This is a genomic window from Barnesiella sp. CU968, assembly GCF_905219685.1.
Taxonomy (GTDB): domain Bacteria; phylum Bacteroidota; class Bacteroidia; order Bacteroidales; family Muribaculaceae; genus Lepagella; species Lepagella muris_A.
This window is the reverse complement of record NZ_CAJMXD010000227.1, coordinates 1-4,878: the sequence shown is the minus strand read 5'-3', so window position 1 is coordinate 4,878 and position 4,878 is coordinate 1. Positions and strand designations below refer to the sequence as shown.

General features: G+C 43.9%; 5 protein-coding genes and 2 tRNA genes. 1 reads left to right on the top strand and 6 read right to left on the bottom strand.

Annotation, left to right across the window (positions count from 1 at the left end; genetic code table 11):
- The first annotated feature begins 36 nt into the window (after nt 1–36).
- A complete protein-coding gene (locus JX312_RS09210) occupies nt 37–282 on the top strand; it encodes a hypothetical protein (protein WP_204457789.1) in 246 nt (81 codons plus the stop codon).
- A gap of 126 nt (nt 283–408) precedes the next feature.
- Here the strand turns inward: JX312_RS09210 and JX312_RS09205 are convergent, their stop codons facing one another.
- The 6 genes from JX312_RS09205 to JX312_RS09180 all read right to left on the bottom strand — a co-directional run.
- A complete protein-coding gene (locus JX312_RS09205) occupies nt 409–675 on the bottom strand; it encodes a transposase (RefSeq protein ID WP_239653876.1) in 267 nt (88 codons plus the stop codon).
- A 280-nt stretch (nt 676–955) separates the two neighbouring features.
- A tRNA-Leu gene (locus tag JX312_RS09200) sits at nt 956–1,039 on the bottom strand.
- Nucleotides 1,040–1,056: 17 nt separating this feature from the next.
- Nucleotides 1,057–1,132: transfer RNA gene (locus JX312_RS09195), tRNA-Gly, on the bottom strand.
- A 114-nt stretch (nt 1,133–1,246) separates the two neighbouring features.
- On the bottom strand, nt 1,247–2,236 hold the full coding sequence (locus JX312_RS09190) for a hypothetical protein (protein WP_204457788.1): 990 nt from the start codon (nt 2,234–2,236) through the stop codon (nt 1,247–1,249).
- 113 nt (nt 2,237–2,349) lie between these two features.
- Complete coding sequence (locus JX312_RS09185) at nt 2,350–3,174, bottom strand: lipopolysaccharide assembly protein LapB (protein WP_204457787.1); 825 nt, start codon at nt 3,172–3,174, stop codon at nt 2,350–2,352.
- Nucleotides 3,171–4,878, bottom strand: a 1,708-nt coding sequence (locus JX312_RS09180) for a protein-disulfide reductase DsbD (RefSeq protein ID WP_204457786.1), incomplete at its 5' end; no start/stop codon positions are given. The genes JX312_RS09180 and JX312_RS09185, both read right to left, overlap by 4 nt.

The window sequence follows — 4,878 nt, the reverse complement described above, 5'->3', positions numbered from 1 at the left end:
TACAAAAAGTAAGCCCAACTTCTGCCGTTNAGGAAGTTGGACTCGCCTTTTTATGGTTTAGCGGACAGTAATAATTATATATATGCTCTGCATTGGGGGTATGGATATTCCGATGCTGACAAATACGCACCGACCATCTACAAGATAGACTGGAACGGCAAAGTAATTGACAGGTATTTCAACGTACCATATCCACTTTATCGCATCGCTGCCCTTGACGATACCCGGCTCATAGGTTGGAATGGTAAGGAATTTGTCTTAATTCCTATGTTATCGGATTAACCGAATCTCATTAAAATATTGAGGGCTGGCTGGAGACGAATAAGGTACATAAATAGACAGATACAACAATAGACAGATACAACGGGACACAGAAATGGTAAGAGGATAGTTTTATTGTTCAACGACTCAGTGATAATGGCACCTTATGGAGGCAGCAAAAGACGAGGTGGCAAAACTGCCACCCGGCGCAGTGATTGTCAAGGCGATGAAATCTACAACCGCGACACTTGGTTCCGGTGTCTGACCTTCCTGAAATCGCACTTCTGCGACAAGGCTGTCAAGCAGATTCTTGAACTCGCCGATGGCACTCCATGCACGGAAATAGTAATATACGGTCTGCCATGCCTGAAAGTCATGAGGTAGATTACGCCATTGACAGCCGGTCTTGTCCACGTATAGAATGGCATCAAAGACAAGGAAAAAATCATATTTGCATGTCCTTGTCGCTTCTTCTTTGCCATATACAAAATTAACAATTTATCAATCTCAGATTTCATAGCAGTCGGCACCAAAATAAGACTTCCGAAAACAGTATGCCACAGGATAATAGAAGAGGTGGCCGACAACTGCGGCAAACTGCTCAGGTACAAACTCAAATAGACATGATATTATTATGTTTTTCGTAAAAAGAAAATCTCAAATAACCTAAAAGATTATCTGAGATTTAATGAAGTGTCCAGGATGAGACTCGAACTCACACGACCAAACGGTCACTACCCCCTCAAAGTAGCGCGTCTACCAATTCCGCCACCTAGACAAACGTTTGTGTTTAGTTGGAGCGAAAAACGGGACTCGAACCCGCGACCCCGACCTTGGCAAGGTCGTGCTCTACCAACTGAGCTATTTTCGCATTTTTTCTGTTGGTGCAACCCGTTTCAAACGTTGTTTTCCCGAATTGCGATGCAAAGTTACAACTTATTTTTGAACTGTGCAAATTTTTGATGAAAAAATCTTAAAAAATTTACTATTTATTTTCCCAGATCCATCCCTCCGGATAGCTTGATCTGAACTTTTCAGAGTTTAATTCTTTGACTAATTCGGACTTATCGTCTGATGCCATTGCTGCGACTCTGAAAAGCGTTTTTGAAGGCACTGAAATCAGATTACATGAATCGTGTTTGCGACTTCTTATAAAGTTGTCTGCTTCGGATTCCGAACGGAATGTGCCGACTATTAGAAAAAAACTTTTTTCTCTAACGCGTGACACGGAGTCACCTATTATATCGGATTCAGACTGATTATCGGATTCTGAGACTGCATGCTCATCATCCTTATTCTGTCTGAGAATTTCAGATTCAATTTTCTCGCTTGATGCCGTGTCCAATATCTCAGTCATCGGTAGAACAGACGCACGGTCTTCAGCCGTTCGCCGGGAGGAGGGGAGAACGGACATGATTGCAACTATCAAGACAACCATAAGCGATGCTGCCATTTTTGCGATTGTCTTGTTGACCGGTATGTAATAGTTCTTTTCCGGATTGAAGCCGTGTATTCTATCTTTGGAATTTTTTGATGATTCATTTTTACCTTCAGTTGCCGCAATAGTTGCCGCAACAGAAATCAATCCCATTTCTCTACCCATCTGATCAGGAGTCGTGATAGGAGAGAACTGAAGAGTATTCTCTTCTCCAAGAAATATTGTTCCAAGTCTTCCCAATGACACCTCTCCCTCTTCTTCAAGAAGTGATTTCATGCGACGGATGTCTGAATTAAGCAGTATCCGCGCTTCGTGAAACGGTAGTGAACATTTCCGGGAATAGGAGTTGGCGAGCAGACCATCGTCATGGTTGACAGCCTTGTTAAATCTCACTTCTCTTTTCATCGGGTACCATCGACTTTCCGAGGCATCATATCTCGCAGCCTTACGGGCGTTTATAAACGCGCCGAATCCCGGCACGATAACGCAATCATGACGCAACAAAAGATACTCAATATGTAAGGCTAATTGTTCCAACGAGGTAAGGGTTTTTGATTTGACAGGAATCATTATACACAAAGAAGAGGAGTCTCGCTCCTCTTCTGCAAAGTTAATAAAAAAGCCCCAAACAAAGGGGCTTTTTTAGGAATTTATTTTTTTAATTTTGGAAAATATTGCTCAACCAGATGTGGGTCAGCGCCATAGTCAATCGCAATTTTTTTATCTATTTCGGCTGCGTCATTTTCAAAGTTTCTTTTGTGAATTATTCCTCTTGCCAGATAAAGGTTTCCACTGCGAGGATAGCGTTTCAAGGCTGTAAGCAGAAGCTCTTTTGCTTTTGGAATCTTGTCTGATTCAATGTTGACAAGCACAAGATAAAACCAGGTATCTTCATCCTGCTCCAGATCAAGTGATTGTTTAAGAAGTTTCGCTGCGGTGTCCGCATCTCCCCTTAAAGCGGCAAGTTTGCCTAACCCTGAATATGCCGCAGCATTTGTTGGGAAATGTCTTTGCAAGGAAGAAAAATCCCTGTCCGCATCGTTATACCTGCCTTTGCCAAGATTCAGACTGCCTCTAATCCGCAGAGGCCATTCCTGGACTGAGTCAAGAGAAAGAGAGCAATCGATGTCGGCAAGAGCTTTCTCGGCTTCGCCCATCTGCAGGTATGTATATGCGCGGTTATTGAGAATCAATTCCTTTCTTGGTGCTGACGCAAGGGCTATTTCAAATGCTTCGAGTGCACCTTCGTAATTCTGCTGACGTGTTCTGATGTCACCGAGATTAGACCAGAGGAGATAGTTGAGCTTGTTGGCAGGTTTCAGTCTGAGAGCAGCTATAGTCATTCGTTCTGCCGCTTCCCAGTTCTCACGTTTAATATAGTTGTCAGCCGAATCGACATATTGAATATAGGTCTGCGCCATTCCTGAAAGAACGGCGCAGATCGTTACAAAAGACAATGTCAGAAATTTTTTCATTTAGATGAATCTTCGTAAAAACGTTTTTTTCCATTGTCAAGAAACTTGACATAGCCCGGAATGTCTTCCTTATATACGAAAGCCGGTGCAAGCGGTTTTGCCTGTTTGTCGACAATTACATGGTATGGTTGTGCGTTAGCTCCGAATTTAGTGCGCTGCAGGTAGCTCCATTTGTCGCCATATGTGCGGAGCGTGCGTTCTTTGCCATCTTTTTCTTTTACAACTATTGGTTCCGGCAGCGGATTTTTATCGTCAACCATCAGGGTCACAAGGATGTAGTCATTGTCAATCTTGGATTTTACAGCAGGATCTGTCCATACCGCTGCTTCCATTTTGCGGCAATTCACACATCCATATCCTGAGAAGTCAAGTAAAACCGGTTTGTCAAGTTTCCCGGCAAGCCTCATTCCTTCATCGAAATCATCGACTTGCGCATGGACACTTCCTTCATAAAGGTTGAAGTCCTGGGTTGAAACCGGAGGTGCGAACGCACTTATGCTTTTGAGCGGCGCACCCCAAAGACCGGGAAGCATGTACACCGCGAATGCGAGTGAAACGCAGGCAAGCATGAAACGTGTTACTCCGATTCTCTCTGTTTTTGAATCGTGAGGGAATGTGATTTTTCCAAGCAGGTATACTCCAAGCAGTGCGAATATTACAATCCAAAGGGATATGAACACCTCTCTGTCAAGTATTCTCCAGCCGTAGGCAAGGTCAGCAACCGACAGGAACTTCAATGCCAGAGCAAGCTCAAGGAAGCCGAGCACAACTTTCACCGTGTTCATCCATCCGCCACTTTTCGGCATGGATTTAAGCATTGTCGGGAACATCGCGAAAAGAGAGAAGGGGAGGGCGAGTGCAAGTGCGAAGCCGAACATCCCTATTGCCGGAGAAACGAAGTTGGAAGTTGCCGCCGCCTCAACGAGCAATGTACCTATAATAGGACCTGTGCATGAAAAGGAGACAAGAGCAAGAGTGAATGCCATGAAAAAAATAGAAAGATATCCTGTCGTACTGTCTACTTTAGAATCAATCTTATTTGACCAAGAAGCGGGCAGTGTCAGTTCGAATCCTCCCATGAATGATACAGCAAACACAACAAGAAGAATGAAGAACGCAATGTTGAAGCCTGCGCTTGTTGCAAGTTCATTGAGTGCTGAAGCACCGAATATTATTGTCACAAGCAGTCCGAGCAAAACGTATATGACTATGATGGAAATTCCGTAAGTCGTGGCAGCTCCGATTGCTTTGCTTCTGCTTTTGTTCTGTTTAAGGAAGAAGCTTACAGTCATGGGAATCAGCGGCCATACGCAGGGGGTTACAAGTGCAATTAGACCTCCGATGAAACCGGCTATGAATATATACCATAAACTTCTTGTCTGTTGCTCGGGTGCTTCCTCAAACATTTTCATCTTAGCTTCTACATTTGCCCACCAGTCATCAGCCTTAATGTCTGACATGTTTGGTTCCGGGGTCATAAACGGTTCAGCCGTCTGTAATGAGTCGGTGAGAGTCACAAGTTGCTCTGATTTGTTTTCTGCCGACTCCTCTTCAGTCCCGGAATCGTTTTTTGTTTTATCGTCAGTATCTGACTTTTCCAGGATTGCTGTTCCGATAAATTTATGCGAGTCTCCTACCTGAAAACATCCATGATCATCGCAGACTTGTCCCTTTGCCTCGACTGCAACGGAGAAAGATTCTGCA

Excerpts from the sequence above, each read along its gene's own strand:
- JX312_RS09185 (WP_204457787.1), bottom strand. The coding sequence starts at position 3,174 with ATGAAAAAATTTCTGACATTGTCTTTTGTAACGATCTGCGCCGTTCTT.